Annotated in this window: 10 protein-coding genes; 7 read left to right on the top strand and 3 right to left on the bottom strand. The window is 69.3% G+C overall.

From position 1 onward, the window contains the following. The first annotated feature begins 94 nt into the window (after nucleotides 1-94). Nucleotides 95-1174 (top strand): J domain-containing protein, encoded by a 1080-nt coding sequence (locus tag BKN51_RS07385; RefSeq protein WP_101606903.1) that lies wholly within the window; start codon nucleotides 95-97, stop codon nucleotides 1172-1174. A 104-nt stretch (nucleotides 1175-1278) separates the two neighbouring features. On the opposite strand, the gene BKN51_RS07380 is transcribed toward BKN51_RS07385, so the two are convergent. Continuing rightward, nucleotides 1279-3777 carry a M14 family zinc carboxypeptidase gene (locus BKN51_RS07380; protein WP_233224068.1) on the bottom strand — a complete coding sequence of 833 codons (2499 nt, stop codon included), beginning with the start codon at nucleotides 3775-3777 and terminating at the stop codon, nucleotides 1279-1281. Between the two features lie 235 nt (nucleotides 3778-4012). Here BKN51_RS07380 and BKN51_RS07375 point away from each other — a divergent pair, with 235 nt between their 5' ends. Further along, nucleotides 4013-4690: a DUF998 domain-containing protein gene (locus tag BKN51_RS07375; protein WP_101606901.1), complete on the top strand. Its 678-nt coding sequence runs from the start codon at nucleotides 4013-4015 to the stop codon at nucleotides 4688-4690. A 113-nt stretch (nucleotides 4691-4803) separates the two neighbouring features. After that, the gene (locus BKN51_RS07370; RefSeq protein WP_199193091.1) at nucleotides 4804-5457 is read left to right on the top strand and encodes a class I SAM-dependent methyltransferase; all 654 of its coding nucleotides are present in this window, start codon (nucleotides 4804-4806) and stop codon (nucleotides 5455-5457) included. On the opposite strand, the gene BKN51_RS07365 is transcribed toward BKN51_RS07370, so the two are convergent. Then, the gene (locus BKN51_RS07365) at nucleotides 5351-6007 is read right to left on the bottom strand and encodes a hypothetical protein (RefSeq protein WP_101606900.1); all 657 of its coding nucleotides are present in this window, start codon (nucleotides 6005-6007) and stop codon (nucleotides 5351-5353) included. The genes BKN51_RS07370 and BKN51_RS07365 overlap by 107 nt on opposite strands. 692 nt (nucleotides 6008-6699) lie before the next feature. Between BKN51_RS07365 and BKN51_RS07355 the strand changes: the two genes are divergently transcribed. From BKN51_RS07355 to BKN51_RS07340, 4 genes are read left to right on the top strand one after another with little or no spacing between them, the layout of a single operon-like run. Continuing rightward, nucleotides 6700-7986 (top strand): helix-turn-helix transcriptional regulator, encoded by a 1287-nt coding sequence (locus tag BKN51_RS07355; RefSeq protein ID WP_101606898.1) that lies wholly within the window; start codon nucleotides 6700-6702, stop codon nucleotides 7984-7986. Continuing rightward, the gene (locus BKN51_RS07350; RefSeq protein WP_101606897.1) at nucleotides 7986-8702 is read left to right on the top strand and encodes a hypothetical protein; all 717 of its coding nucleotides are present in this window, start codon (nucleotides 7986-7988) and stop codon (nucleotides 8700-8702) included. The genes BKN51_RS07355 and BKN51_RS07350 overlap by 1 nt, the downstream gene beginning before the upstream one ends. After that, a complete protein-coding gene (dcd, locus tag BKN51_RS07345) occupies nucleotides 8693-9289 on the top strand; it encodes a dCTP deaminase (protein WP_101606896.1) in 597 nt (198 codons plus the stop codon). Before BKN51_RS07350 ends, dcd begins: the two co-directional genes overlap by 10 nt. Then, nucleotides 9273-10364 carry a thiamine-phosphate kinase gene (locus BKN51_RS07340; protein ID WP_101606895.1) on the top strand — a complete coding sequence of 364 codons (1092 nt, stop codon included), beginning with the start codon at nucleotides 9273-9275 and terminating at the stop codon, nucleotides 10362-10364. The genes dcd and BKN51_RS07340 overlap by 17 nt, the downstream gene beginning before the upstream one ends. Nucleotides 10365-10763: 399 nt before the next feature. Here the strand turns inward: BKN51_RS07340 and BKN51_RS07335 are convergent, their stop codons facing one another. Further along, entirely contained in the window at nucleotides 10764-14072 is a 3309-nt protein-coding gene (locus BKN51_RS07335; RefSeq protein WP_101606894.1) for a S8 family peptidase, read from the bottom strand. Between the last annotated feature and the right edge of the window lie 135 nt (nucleotides 14073-14207).

Genomic DNA, 14207 nt, shown 5'->3' with positions numbered 1-14207 from the left:
CGCGAGGTCACCCCGACGCGCCGCGGAGGTGGTTGCGGGCGACCGGCGGCGGCCGAATAGTGTTGCGGCCCGGCCCTTTGGAGGTGAACCGCCCGTGCCAGCTGTCGATTACTACGAAGTGCTCGGCGTGGGCAAGGCCGCCTCGGTCAACGAGATCAAAACCGCGTACCGGCGGCTGGCGAAGTCGCATCACCCGGACGCCGGCGGTTCCGCGCTCACGTTCCAGCTGGTCCGCGAGGCTTACGACACGCTCAGCGATCCGCTGAGGCGCGCGGGCTACGACGCGGGCTGGCGCTCCGTGCGCGCGCCGATCCGGCCGCGGCCGAGACGTCGTTTCGGCGACGAACCGGGCTACGAACCCGAACAGGTCGTGATCGATCCGGACGACCTCGAATGGTGGGAATTCGCCGCGCAGGACGAGCGCGTGCGCCACGGACGGCGGCGCGGCCCCGGCCACACCCCGGTCGTGGCCGCGGTCGGCGGGATGGTGCTGGTCCTGCTGCCGGTGCTGACCGGCGTCGGCTTCTCCGCGCCCACGCTGATCATCTGGCTGATCCTGACCGCCGGAACGGCCCTGCTGGTGCAACGGCTCGCTCGCGGTTACCTCGCCGCCTCACGCGCCAAGAACCGGTTCGCCGCCGAATTCGGCGGGAAGCGCGTGTTCGGCACCCCCGGCACCGAGACCGACGAACTCGCCGAACGGCTCACCGCCGACCTGCTCGAGCGCTATCTGACTCGCCTGCCCGGCGCCCGCATCTTCCACGGCCTCTCGTGGCCGGACTCGGTGTTCGCCGACGTCGACCACGCGGTGCTGTGCGGAAAGCGGCTCGTGCTCATCGAATCGAAGCTGTGGCTGCCGGGGCACTACGAAACCGGGGACGACGACCGCCTGCTGCGCAACGGCCGTGCCTTCCGCGGCGGCGGGAGCAGGCTGACCGAAAGCCTCGCCGAGTACCGGCGGATCCTGCCGGGGGTCACCTTGCGCGGGGCGATGATCGTGTACCCGAGCCGGACCGGCGAGATCACCACCGAGCACGACGATCCCTCCCCCGCGCCGCCGATGACGCCGGAGCAGTTCCTGCACGAGATCGGCGGCTGGCTGGCGGCGGAGCCGTCCACTGTGGACTCACCGACGATGCGGGTGGTGCGGGACCGGGTGGCCGGCACCGTCTGAGGGCCGGGGGCCGAAGGGGCCCTTCACCTCGTCTTACGCGACGAAGGGCCCTTTCCCCGCATCGTATGCGGGGAAAGGGCCCTTCAGCCCATTACCAGGACAGACTACCGGCCCGAGCGCTCTTTCTTGGCGCGCGCGGAACGGGTGCAGACCTCACCGACGTCGACCGTCTGGCCGCGGTCGATGTAGACGTCCGCCAGCCCGACGAGCTTGCCCTTCGGCGACGTACAGGTCAGCTGGTACGCCTCCTTGGGGCCGTAGGTCGGCGGGATCGGCGACTGGAACGACACTCCGCCGGTCCAGTCGTCCACAGTGGACGGGTTGGCCTGGGCGAAGTTGACCAGCACGGCCCGGTAGTCCCCGGCGGGCGGGTCGAACAGGGTCGCGTGCTCCTCCGTGGTCCCGCCGTTCGCCGACGACGACACCATGTTGCCCGCGGCGTCGAAGACGTACAGGTCCCAGTCGGTGTCCGGGCTGGCCCACTTGACGTCGACGCTGAACTTCCCGTTGTCCACCTTGGGGAGCCCGTCCACGTGGAACGTGAAGCTCTCCGAGGCCGGATCGGCCGGGTAGTTGGTGTTGATCGCCGGCACGCCCGCCGGGTTCGCCACCGCGATGTTCGCCTGCGCCGGGCCCTGCGGCTCGCGGCCGTAGCGGCCCGCGACGTAGGGCCTGGTCGACGGGTTGATCGACCACGCGAACCGGCCGCCGGTCGAGGACAGCGACGAGTTCAGGTTGTCGGTCACGTAGATCGGCGGCTTCGTCGAACCGTCCGGCTGCACGACCGGCGACGTCGGCGTCTGGAACGTCTTGTGCAGCTTCAGCTGGTAACCCTTCGGCGCCGTACCGATCAGCGTCGAGTGGGCCGCCGGGTCGGCGGTGTTGGCCAGCATGTCGATGAAGGCACCGCGGTTGCCGCCCTTGCCCGCGCCCGCGGCGGGGGCGACGCCGGTGTACTCGGCGACGACACCGGCCTGGAACGGCGGGTGGAACTCGGTGTTGCCGATCTCGAAGGTGAAGCCCCAGCCACCGGTGGCCCAGTACGACCAGTCCTCGGTCGAGCCGGTCGTGTCGTAGAGCGCCCACGACGGCTGGCTGGTGTACCCGTTGCGCGAGGCCATCTTGTCGCCGAGGGCCTTGTACGCCGGCTCGTCGAGCGGCGGGCGGACGGCGGCGACACCCGGGACACGCAGCACCAGGTTGGAGAAGGTGTGCAGCGTGATCAGGTTGGTCACCTGGCGGTTGGACACGATCGAGCGGATGTTCTGCGTCTCCGGCTCGGAGAACGGCCCTGCCCCGCGGAAGGTGTCGTTGCGCCACACGGTCGACGCACCGGCGCCGCCCCAGAAGCCCGCGTAGTTGCGGTTCGGGTCGGTGCCGCGTTCACGGCCGCCGGGGTTCGCCTTGCAGACGCCGGTCGCGAACTCCTTGGGCGAGTCGTTGACGTTGCAGTTCTTGCGCTTCATCTCGTAGTCGAAGCGCGAGAAGTCGCCCTTGGGCTCGGCTTCACGGGAGATTTCGAAGCCGTCCGGGTTGACGATCGGCACGACGATGTTGCGCGTCCGGCCGACCAGGCCGCGGATTTCGGCGTTGTTGCCGGTGTAGCCCTTGACCAGTTCGTGCGCCCATTCCATGGCGTGCTCGCCCGCGGGCCACTCCCGGGCGTGGTGCACGCCCATGGTGAAGTTGACGGGCTTGCCGTCGGCGATGTTCTTGACGTCGCTCGCGATCTCGAGGCCGATGACGTCGCGGCCTTCCCAGGTCGGCTGCGGCAGCGTGAACGCCGTGACGAGCTTGGGGTTCTTGCGGGCCAGTTCCTTGGCCTCGAACTGGTAGTCGTAGAGGTGCCGGTAGCTCGTGCGCCCGGACGGCAGCGTGGAGCCCGGCGTCTTCGCGGCGTACTCACGGTCGGTCTTGGCGTTCTGGATCGACCGGGCCGAGAGGTCGGCGTCGACGACCTTGGACTTGAAGCCGTTGTCGGCCAGCGTCTTCCGGTCTGCGTCGTTGGCGAGGACGACCTCGACGCCGGTGGCGTCGGCCTTCTCGGTGACGTCCAGGCCGAGCCGGAGCAGCTTGTCCTTGTCCTGCTTGGCCGGGGTCTCGACCCGGACCAGTTCGGCGCGCTGCGGCGGGGGCACGGCGCCGGTCGGTGTTCCCTGCGGCGTGAGCGCGAGGAAGTCGACACCCAGGACCGCGTCGCGTGTCTGCCCGTCGTACCGGCAGGTCTGCACGACCAGTTTCTGGTCCTTCTTCACGAAGCCTTCGGCGAGCTCGTGGCTGCGCAACGCGGCGGACGCGGCGACCACGGCGCCGGTGGCCTTGTCGAAGACGGCGAGGTCCCAGTCACCCTCGTTGCCGCCACGCGGCGCGAGGCGTGCCTGGAGCAGACCGTCTACAGTGGACGTGAACTCCCGGCGATCGGTGCCGGACGCACCCGGCTTCTGCAACGCGGCGAAACAGGACCGTGCCACGGCCTGGTTGGCTCGCACGACGTTGTCCGCGGCCCCCGCCGTCGTGGCCGACGGAAGTGCCACGAAGGTGCCGGCGAGCACCAGTGTCGCCGCCGTCCATCCCGCTCTTCGCCGGTTTGGTGAATACCCCACAGACTGACCTCCTTGGACAGTCCGGTGACCGGGTGAGGTCACCGGTAGCGAGACCCTAGACCCGGGACCCCACCTGAGGGACCCGCCACAAGTCGCCTGCACCCCTTTCGGCCCAACGATCTCACCGACCGTGCCGGAACGATCACCATCACGTGCGCCGTAGAATGGGACTTTCCTGTCGATTCCGACAGGTCGGCCTAAGAAAACCTTCAGGTTGGGTGGTTACCTTTCAACCATGACGACGTCCCAGGTCACCGCCAGATCCCCGCTGGCCCTGTTCGCCGCCGTGGTCTCGGTCGCCGGTGGCGCGCTGCTGATCCTGCTGTTGCAGGTCCTCCCCGCCACCAGCGGCATCAGCCCGGTCCGCCGCACCATCAGCGAATACGCGCTGAGCGAGAACAAGTGGATCTTCGACGTCGCGGTCCTGCTGGTCGCGTTCGGTTCGGCGATCGGCTTCGGCGCGCTGATCCGCCGCAGGCACCTTCCGGCGCTGTCCGCGGCGTCGGTCTTCTGCGCGCTCTGGACGTTGAGCCTGGTGGTGATCGTGGCGTTCCCCAAGAACAACTGGGCGATCGGGCCGAGCGCAGGCGGGACCGTGCACCGGATCGCGAGCGTGGTGGCCTTCGTCTGCCTGCCGCTGGCCGTGTGGTTCGCCGCGAAGGCCGTCTTCCCGTCCTCCCCAGCGCGCCGCGCGGTGACGCGGGTGCTCGCGGTGGCGGCGCTGGCCTGGTTCGGCGTGATCCTCGGCGCGATCGTGGTGTCGATGAACGGCGGCAGGCCGTGGTGGCAGGCGATCCCGCTGGGGCTGGTCGAACGCGCGATGGCGCTGACCGGGCTGATCGCGCTGGCGTCGCTCCTGATCCCGGCCCGGGTGGTCGCCACCGAGCCCGAGACCTTGCAGGTCGCGTCCTGACCACCGGAGGCCTCGCCAGGGGATGGGACGAAGCCGCCGAGGGGTACGAGGCCTACTACGTCCCCCGGTTCGCGCCCTGGGTCGCCGCAGCGGTACGGGCCCTCCCCCAGGCCTTGCCCGACGGCCCCGTTCTCGTCCCCTGCTGCGGGACCTTCCCGGAACTGGACCTGCTCACCGAACGGCTGCCGGGCCGCGAAATCATCGGTATCGACCTGTCTGCGGGCATGGCCGCGCTGGCCCGGCGGCGGGCGGCGGGCAACCCGCTCGTGCGCGTCGTCGAAGGCGACGCCTCGGCACTCGACCTCACGGCCGCGGCCGTCGTATCGGTCTTCGGCCTGCAGCAACTTCCCGAACCCGACGCAGCGCTCCGATCCTGGGCCGGCGCGCTGAGGCCGGGCGGATGGCTTTCGGTCGTCTACTGGCCGCACAGCACCGAGCCGGGCGGGCCGTTCACGGTGCTGTCCGACGTCCTGCGGGAGCACGTCCCCGCCGGGGAACGTTCCTGGGAAGACCGGCTCTTACCCGCGCTGGAGGACGCCGTGCTCGAACGGGACGAGCCGTTGTCGTTCCCGATGGTCCATCCGGACGCGGACACGTTCTTCACCGCGCACACCCGCTCCGGCCCGATGCGGCCGCTGGCGAACGCGCGCGGTGAAGCGTTCATCGCCGCGCTGCGCGAGGAATTCCTGCGACGTGCCCCGGCAGGGGAATGGCGACATCGGCCGCTTGCCCGGCATATCGTCGCGCGGGCGGCAGACCGGGCGTGAGCTCGAAGCCGTCCTCGTCCGCGTCCTTGCGCAACCGCGCCGTGCAGACCGAAAGGTGCACCACGTTGGCCCGCTTGTGATGGCGGTACACATGGACGTCGGTGGCGAAGCACGCCGCGGCGAGGAGCGCCCGCCGCTGCTCGATGCGCTCGTAGCCGACCCCCGCCGGGCAGAACAGGGTGACCTCGACTTCGTCGCCCCTCGGTTTGGTCCACAGGATCACCGGCAGCTTGCCGTCGAGCGTGCACACCCGCGCCCGGGCGAACCCGGTCCGCAACCGGTGCTGCACGACGACCGACCGGAGCCGGTCACGAACGAAGCGTCGCGCCGATTTCCAGTAGAACAGCCAGTTGACGACGCCGAACAGCACGACCGCGGCCCAGATCGGGCCGACGGCCTGGAACAGGGAGAACAGCGCGTACGGGACGACGATCAGCGCGCCGATCTCGTACCGCCAGTGATAGAGGGCGGTGAACGGGTTGGGCCTCCTGACCACCGTGACCTCTCTGGCCAGTTCGGCGATCGCCTGTGGTTCCTGCCAACGGTTCATGACCTTCCTCCTGTCCGTCCGGCGGTGTGCTCGGCGGCCACCGCCGCCGCGGGAATGGAGCGGACGACACCGACGCCGGCGCAGTCCGGGCAAACGGCGTCCTCGTAGGGCCACCACCCCGTGCCCCCGCACGGTTCGCACGCGTGCACGGTGTCCCAGCGAGGGTCGCGATAGACGCGTCGCCTGCTTTTCGGTACGCGGGTCACCTGCCAGCCGCGCTCGGCGGCTCTGGCGTCTTCGCCGGTCGCGAAAAGCCATTCGTGGAAGCGATCGGCAAGTCGATCGAACCAAGTTCGGGATGCTGACGTGTGGTTCTCGTGGTGGGTCATGGGGTTCACCCCCGATGCTGCGAAGCGCGGACTCGGGTCGGCACACACGACGCCTACTACGGCATTCGTGTGGCCCGCAGACGGCTCGAGCCGGTTCGGATGCGCAGCGTCACATTCAGATGGCTGACAGCATCCGCTTTCCGGTCGCGCCCGGGTCATACCGGCCCTGGTCGCCGGGTGGGTCACGAACGCCGGGACCTGGCAGAACGGGTCCCGGTGCGGCATTTCGCACGTTGTGACACGACGTTGACCAAGGCGCCATCACGGTCCGATTCGCTTGCTGTACTCTCGCCGTTGTGTGCACGTTCAGTCACCGCCCTACATTGCCTACCAGGGGTAGGTAAGCCCGTGTCTAGTGCCTACATGAAGCCTACATCGGCTGGGGACCAGCCGGTAAGCCCTGATACGGAAACCGTTACCGCGTCGGGTGTCGGCCGTGAGCTGCGAAGGTTGCGCAAGGCCACGGGCGAAACGCAGGCGGAGACCGCCAGGGTCATCGGGGTCACCCGGGCGAACCTGACCCAGTGGGAGACCGGCAAGTACCTGCCGTCCGCGCACAACGCCCGCCAGCTCGACGACCACTTCCGTGCCGCGAACGCGCTGGTCACGCTGGTGGAAAGGGCCCGATCACCCCAGGACCACACCCCGCCCGCGATCGGCGAAGCGGGCGCCGTGGACACGTCCCGTTCGCTGTTGCAGGTCTTCCACACCGTCGGCGCCAGACTCGCCGGGCACCTGATCCGCGACGAGGACGGAAATCCGCTGGGCTGGCGGCACAACCTGCAGAAGAACACCGGCCCGAAGGCGCTGAGCACCGCGTACGGGATCAACGCGATGCTCGTGGTAGGCGATCCCTACATCGACCTACATACGCTCGCCGAAGATCTCTACGCACTGCAGTCGGAGCACGGCTGGCGGGGCCGCTCGGGCGGCAAGCGGCCGGAGACCACCGCGTCGGTGGTGGACGCGCTGTTCCGCACCAGCACCATGTCCGCCGACGAAGGGCTGGGCCTGCTCGAGGGGTCACTCGACCCGTACAGCAGGACCCGTCCGTACCTGTTGTCCGCCGTCTTGCACACGGCGGTCCGGCTGCGGCCGGACGCCCCGCTGACCGACCGGCTGATCGACGCCCTCCTGGCGGCCCGGCTCGACTTCGACGGCTCACAGCTGTGGCCGGAGAAGAACGAAGCAGGCCTCGTCGCCCCGGAGGCTTCGGTGGTCCACACCGCGCGATCGGTCGTCGCCCTCCGGGACGTTCTGCGCAGCCGTGAAGATCGCAACGACGTCCGGGACGCCGCCGACGAAGCCACACAATGGCTCATCGAACGGTCGCACTCGGACGACGGCGTGGCCGAAGATCTCGAGAGGCCCCGCCCCGACGGTGAAGGAACCACCCGGATCATCATCCGGCACTTCACCGCCGCCTGGGTCGTCCAAGCACTCGCCACCGCCCCGCTCCTGCCACTCCCCCGGCTCAACCGGGCGCTCGGAACCCTCTGGGAGCGCTATGACGCCGAACAAGGGCTGTGGGCCTGGGGAAGCGGGGATCTACCCATCTGGCAGACGCTCGACGCCGTCACCTCCCTCCGCGCGGCCGCGCTCGCCGTCGCCGCGCCCCCGCTCAGTCCTCCAGGAACCCCAGGTACTTGATGATCGACACTCCGCCCGCGTTCCTCCGCGGTGTCACCGGCACACGACCCGGCGACGGCGACGCGGACCTGCCCTGGCTGCGCTCGGTGGCGCACCGGATCCAGGACGCTCCCGGTACTTTCCTTTCGTGGCTCGAAGAAATCCTCGATGACGAAGAAGCCGTCCGAGCCGCGGCGAAGCGTTCCTACTGGCACCCCAACGGGTTCGCCAAAATGGTGCTCCACGCCTCCGCCGATTTCCGGATCCGGCTCCACGTCTGGCCGGAATCCGCGGAACCGTCGCGCGGCGAATCCAATCCGCACAGCCACCGGTGGGAATTCGCCTCGACCATCATCGCCGGGGAAGGCCTGCACATGGCCGAGTTCCGCGAAACCACCGAAGGCGGCAAGACGCACGACCGGTACCGCTACGGTGCCGATCCGACGAACCCGGCCGCCTTGCTCGCGGACGGCGAAGCCCGCCTCGAGGTGGAGAACACCCCGAGCGTCCGGCGCGGCGACGTCTACTCGTGCGACACCGCGATCGTGCACACCGTCCGGCCGATCGACGCGGGATTGACCGCGACGGTGGTGATCCAGGGCCCGCATCGCACCAGCACGACCGTCGTCTACTGCGAACCCGGCCAGACCGAAGACCAGCCCAACGGCGAACTGACCGAAACCGATTTCCGGCTGCTCGTCGGTTCCGTCGCGAAAGCGGTGGCGTCATGCCGTTGACCTGGCCCGTCCATCGCCGCGGGGTGCTGACCGACAAGGCGATCAAACGCGCGCACCGGACCGGGGAACTCACCGTCACCCCGTTCGAACCGGACCTCGTCCGGCCCGCCGCGATCAGCCTGCGGCTCGGCGACGAGGCGTTCGCGCTGGACTCCACCGGCACCGTCGACATCGCCGACCGGAGCACCTATCCGGACCTCCGGAAGAAGGAACTCGACGCCGACGGCAGGCTGCGCATCGAACCCGGCGAAGTCGTTCTCGCGCCGACACTGGAGAAAATCGGGCTCTCGGAGAGACTCGCCGGGCTCGTCGACGGTACGAGCGACTACGCGCGGCTCGGCATCAGCGTCGTCCTGTGCGGTCAGGTCAGTCCCGGTTTCGGCCGCGAGAAGGGCGCCGTGCTGACCCTGGAGATCGTGAACCACCTGCGGCATCCGGTACTCCTGCACCCCGGCACGCGGATCTGCAACCTCATGCTGTTCGCCACCACCGGCAGCGACCAGCCCTACGGCACGCTGCCGCACAACTACTCCAGCGACCACTCCGTGGCCCCGTCCCGATTGGCGGATCATGTCGGGCGTAACTGACCTCTCGCCCGTCGGCGACCACGTCCGCCTCGGCGACCTCGGCGAGCACGCGATCCTGGAGCACCTCCTGCGGCCGCGCTACGGCGGTGTCCGCGGATTCGGTGACGACTGCGCCGTCCTCGACGCCTCGGAAGGGCTTCGCGGCGAACTGGTCGCCACCACGGACAGCTGCCCCACCCCGCTGGTCACCATCCTGGGTGAAACGGATCCGTATCACGCGGGCTGGCTGCTCGCGACGATCAACCTGTCCGATCTCGCGGCGGCCGGCGCCACCCCGCTCGGGCTGGTCGTCAACTACACGCTGCCGAAGACCACCACAGCGGGCGAGTTCCGGCGGCTGCTCGACGGCGTGGACGACTGCACCGCGATGCACGGGACCAAGGTCGTCGGCGGCGATCTCCGGGACGGCCCGGTCCGGCAGCTCACCGCGACCGCGATCGGCCGGTGCGTCCCCGGGAGCAGGCTCGGGCGCGCGGGCGCGGAAGTCGGCGATCGGCTGCTGCTGGTCGGTTCGCCCGGCTACCTCTGGTCGTACGCGTTGCTCGTCGAAGAGCAGGCGCGGCTTCCCGAGTCCTTCGTCGCCGAAATCCGGAAACGTGCCTGCCGCCCGATGGCGCAGGTGACCGCCGGGAGGACGCTCGCCACGGCAGGGCTGGCACGCGCGGCGATGGACGTGTCCGACGGGCTTTTCCCGACCGTGCGGTCCCTTTGCGGCGCCAACGGCCTCGGCGCGCGCGTCACGACGGACATCCATCTGGACGAGGCGCTCGTCGACGTCTGCAAGCAGTCGGGACTCGGCCGGTTCGAGCTCGCGCAGGCTTGGGGCGACTGGACGCTCGTGGTCGCCGTCCGGCCGCAAGACGTCGAGCTGGCCAAGAAAACCCTTGCGGGGGAAGGCGTCGCGGCGCAGGAGATCGGCACTCTCGTGCCCCGCGAGGAGGGCGTCTCGCTGGACGACGGTGAGACGACCGAGCTTTGGGAGGGGATCGCGCAGGAGCGGTTCTCGCCCAGTTCGTGGCACGGCGGCGAGCTGCCGAAGCTGATCACCGAGGTCCTGGGCAGGCGCGCAGGCTGAACACGCTCGTGAGTGGTGAGGACCGTTAGAGCGGGCCGGTGTTTGCCTAGCTATGCGTGACCAGGGCGAAGGTGTGGTGCGGTAGTCGAGGGGGTCGGTCCGGTCTCGGAGCTCGATGACACCGGAATCTCACCGCGACAGGTTCGAGTGTGGAGGATTGGTACTTGATCAACGGAGGATCGGGGACACTCAACGTCCCCGATCCTCCGTTGATCAAGACCGTGGTCTCGCGGACGGCAGCCGAGTGGGGAAGATTTGGGACGTTGAACGTCTCAAATCCTCCCCACTCGCCCACATCGGCATCCAGAACAAGCGCTACAAGCCACCGAGATGACATCAGGATCCAGTGGGCAGGCAAATACCGGTCCACCCGAATCGCCACTCACGAGCTGGTGTCGCTTACCGCAGGCGGTAGGCGTTGATGATCGTCTGCGTCACCGAACCACCGCCCGAATCCGTCGCGGACAACCGCAACGAGACGAAGGGCGACGAACTGAACAGCGGCGCCACGACGAAGGCCTGCCGGTGCTCACCGCTTCCGACGACGGGCTGCCGATGCCAGCTCTTGCCCCCGTCGAAGGAGGCCTCGGCGGTGACCTGCCGGACGGTGCCCGTCACCCCGGCGGGGCGCTGGACCTCGATCGGCACGGCGAGCGGCAGCAGACGCCAGGCGTCGTTGGCCGAGCCGAGCGACGGAGTGGCCCTCAGCGCCATCAGCGGAAGCGGCTTCTCGCCCGCCGCCCGTTGCGAGCGGAACTTCCATGACGTGACCACGTTGGCGGACAGTTCGGCGTTGGCGCCTTCCGGCCGTTTCGCGTCGATGGTCAGCGTGTACTCGCCCGCTTCCGGCGGCACGGTGAAGGTCACCGGGCCGTTGTTCGGCCAGAGGTGGCCCGGCACCCTGGGCACGGAACCGATCTCCTTGCCGTCCCGCACGAGCCGGGTGGTGCCCTCCACCGCCGACAGGCTGACGTGGTCACCACTGGCCGCGAGCAGCGGGAACAGGAGACTGAGGGTGTCCCCGTCGCGCACCGTTTTGGTCAGCTTCGCCAGCGTCGGGCCGACGACCGCGCGGTTCCAGTCCTCCCGGGAGCGCTGGCCCGCCCGGTACTCGACGCCTGCCGCCGTTTCCTCGGTGTCGCTCCAAGTTCCGTTGGTACCGAGCCGGTCCACGAAGAGCCGCTTCAGCCACCGGACCTTCCCAGTGCTGTAGAACTCTTCCCGCGTCGAGGGCAGCTGGGCCTGGGCGGTGAGGAACCAGGCGTTGCCGAGGGCGACTTCGTTGTCGTAGGGCGACGGCAGCACGTGCAGGTTGCCCCATTGCTTGCCGGTACTGGCGTAGCCGGCGTTCACCTTGGCCAGTTCGTGGTCACGCACCCGGTAGGCGGAGACGTCGGGAACCCTGCCGTTGCTGGGGAATTGCAGGTTGTAGAGGTAGGGGCTGTTCTCCGACCTGCCTTCGCCGGTCTGCTTGCTCAGCATGGTCGTGACGAGGAAGTCGAAGTCGGGCACGTTAGTACGGGTGGGGGCGACGTAGGAGTACTGGACGTCGTGGAAGAGCCTCGGCTGGTACCACGAATGGCTCGTGACCCCCCGGCCCGCGATCTGTTCGGTGAAGGCGACGATCTGACCGTTCGAACTGGCGTCCCGGCGATCGGTCCGCACCGTCACGGGTTTCGCCAATCGCCCGTCCAGCACGACTTCCCGGTCCCGATCGAGCACGAAACCCGGTTCCGCGACCAAACTCGACCCCGGCGACTCGGAGATCTCCGAGACGAACAGGTACCGGCCCTGCGGCAACCGGATCGGACCTCCGCCTTCCTGCGCGACGAAGATCTTCATGTCGCCACTGTCCAAATTGGTCACGATCAGCAAGCCGCTCGGCCCCTGCGGACCGGGGCCGTTGCCCTTGCGGTCGAAAAGCTTGACGTCGGCCGAAAAGACCTCACGCTGCAGGTCCGCGCCGATCAGGCTGCGTACCTCGACACCATCGGCGGAGGTGGCGAGCAGGGTGCCGCCGTAGGCAGCGCGGGGCTTCTGCCCGGGGTTCACCGTGATCGCCGCCGTCGCGGTCCCGCCCGCCGGCACCGTGACCTTCGGCCGGTCCACCGTGAACAGGCCGTCGGCCGCCGCTTTCCCGTTCTCGTCGCGGACGTCCAGCCGCAAGTCGAGATCGACGGGCCGGTCACCGCTGTTGCGGTAGGTGAGCTCGCGGGTCAGCGGTTTCGGGTCGGCCGCCGGGACGGTGCCGAAGGCCACCGTGGTGACGTCGGCGTGCACCCGCTGCTCGACCGCCTTGGCGAGGTCGGTCCGGCCCGCTCCCTGTTGGAAGACGGTCGGCCCTTCGGCCGGTTTCGCGGTACTCGTGAGCCCGGCCTTGATCTGCTCGGGACGCCAGTCGGGGTGCTGCTGGACGAGCAGCGCCGCCGCTCCGGCGACATGTGGCGTCGCCATCGAGGTGCCCGACATCGGCTGATAGTCGCCACCCGCCTTCGCCGCGACGATCCCCACGCCCGGCGCGGTGATCTCCGGCTTGACCGCGTTGTCCCCTCGTCGCGGTCCCTTGCCGGAGAACGACGCCAGCGCGTCGGCCCGGTCCACCGCGCCGACGGTGAGGGCCGCGTCGGCGCTGCCCGGTGAGCCCACCGTGCCCGCTCCGCGGTCCCCGTCGTTGCCTGCGGCGATCACGAACAGCACGCCGTTGTCCTTGGTGAGACGGTTCACCGCCGCCTCGAGAGGATCGACATCCTCGGTGTCATCGCCGCCGAGGCTCAGGTTGATCACCTTGGCGCCCTCGGCGACGGCCCACTCCATGCCGCTGATGATCTCCGACCAGCCGCCGCTGCCGTCGTCCCCGAGCACCTTGGCCGCGAGCAGCCCGGCGTCGGGAGCGACACCCTTGAGCCGCCCGGCGGAAGCCGTGCCGGAGCCCAGGATCGTCGAGGCGACGTGGGTGCCGTGACCGTGCCGGTCAGTGGGGTCCCCGCCACCTGAGAAGTCCTTGGCCGCGACCACCTTGCCCGCCAGATCCGGATGCTTGCCGTCGACACCGGTGTCCAGCACCGCGACCTTGACGTTCTTGCCGGTGAACCCGCTCCGCCACGCCTCGGGCGCACCGATCTGGGGCACACTGCGGTCGAGATTCGCCTTGACCTTCCGGTCCAGCCACACCTTCCGCACCGAAGCCGCGCTCGGACCGGTCAAGGCCGACCAGAACTCCCCCGCGCGGTCCTTGGGCTGGGCGAACGCGGTCGCGCCGATACTGTCCAGCCGCCGCACCGCGGTCGCGCCCGCGCCGGCCACCGCGCCGTCCTGCTGCACGATCAGCGGCAGGGTCGGCCGCGCGCCGTCGTCGTAGCCGTCGGCGAGCAACCGGTCGATCCGGAACAGCCGCTCGTCCAGCACGCCCTTCGCCACCAGCGGGAGGGCGTCGGCGGGGAAGACCGACCAGCCGTTCTTGTCCTGGCTGCGCTGGAATCCCATCCGTTCCCGGCCGGGTCCCGGCTGCACCGAGAGCGCGGGCACGTCCCCCTGACGCTCCTGCACGGTGATCCGGTCGCCGGTGATCAGCGTGAGGGTGCGAGGCCCCGGCATCGCCGCGTTCTCCGGCGGTGCCGGGTCGGAAGCGGCCTGCGCGGTCTGTGCGCTGGTCACCCCGAGCATGGTCACCAGGAGCAGACCGGCCAGGACATGGGCTCTTCGGCGCATGTGGCACCTCCGTTTGCACTCGTATCGGTGCGCCGAGGCTTTCGGAAGTGCAGGTGGGAGCGCTATACGTCGGGGCCGATCAGGTCACCCGGAATAGCCGTTCGGGCACGCCGTGATTACGGTCACATGCGGGCT

It is taken from the genome of Amycolatopsis sp. BJA-103 (genome assembly GCF_002849735.1).
Taxonomy (GTDB): domain Bacteria; phylum Actinomycetota; class Actinomycetes; order Mycobacteriales; family Pseudonocardiaceae; genus Amycolatopsis.
Note: the sequence above shows the minus strand (reverse complement) of the source record. Positions and strands in the feature narration are given on the sequence as shown.

Bases quoted from the DNA above. Each gene is read 5' to 3' on its own strand.
- dcd (WP_101606896.1), top strand. From the start codon at position 8,693: ATGCCGTTGACCTGGCCCGTCCATCGCCGCGGGGTGCTGACCGACAAG.
- BKN51_RS07355 (WP_101606898.1), top strand. From the start codon at position 6,700: ATGAAGCCTACATCGGCTGGGGACCAGCCGGTAAGCCCTGATACGGAA.
- BKN51_RS07340 (WP_101606895.1), top strand. From the start codon at position 9,273: ATGTCGGGCGTAACTGACCTCTCGCCCGTCGGCGACCACGTCCGCCTC.
- BKN51_RS07350 (WP_101606897.1), top strand. From the start codon at position 7,986: ATGATCGACACTCCGCCCGCGTTCCTCCGCGGTGTCACCGGCACACGA.
- BKN51_RS07375 (WP_101606901.1), top strand. From the start codon at position 4,013: ATGACGACGTCCCAGGTCACCGCCAGATCCCCGCTGGCCCTGTTCGCC.
- BKN51_RS07335 (WP_101606894.1), bottom strand. From the start codon at position 14,072: ATGCGCCGAAGAGCCCATGTCCTGGCCGGTCTGCTCCTGGTGACCATG.
- BKN51_RS07365 (WP_101606900.1), bottom strand. From the start codon at position 6,007: ATGAACCGTTGGCAGGAACCACAGGCGATCGCCGAACTGGCCAGAGAG.